A 389-nucleotide genomic window follows, 5' to 3' on the forward strand; every position below is an offset into this window, starting at 1 on the left:
TGTTGGTGACATCGATCTATTTACCAAAGACACAAGGGAATGGCCTGAAGTTGAAAGAGCTCGTGTTTAACGGACTATTCAGTTTTTCTATTGCCATTGTCATTCTCAGTTTACAACTGATTCATGAGAGCGCTGAAAACATCTATAAGGTTCTGGCATTTTTAGCGCTTGGTATTTTAGGTACATTCTGGTTATTAAGACATGAGATTTCTCATCGATCCGCATATGTTTTACCTTTTGAAATCTGGAAAGATATAAAATTTATGAGAACGTGTCTTATCTCAGGTTTATTAGGTTTAGGACTGACGTCTCTTTATTTGCCGCTAGCTTATCTCATTGAGATAAGAATGAATTTTGGTCCTGTTTTTATCAGTATAATTATGGTAACA

Annotated in this window: 1 protein-coding gene; it reads left to right on the forward strand. The window is 35.5% G+C overall.

Annotation, left to right across the window (positions count from 1 at the left end; all coding sequences use genetic code 11):
• Window positions 1–50 precede the first annotated feature (50 nt).
• Window positions 51–389: hypothetical protein (locus ACYP03_RS24490; protein WP_459782446.1), on the forward strand; the 339-nt coding region annotated here is incomplete at its 3' end.

The sequence above is a fragment of the Photobacterium sp. R1 genome (genome assembly GCF_054600795.1).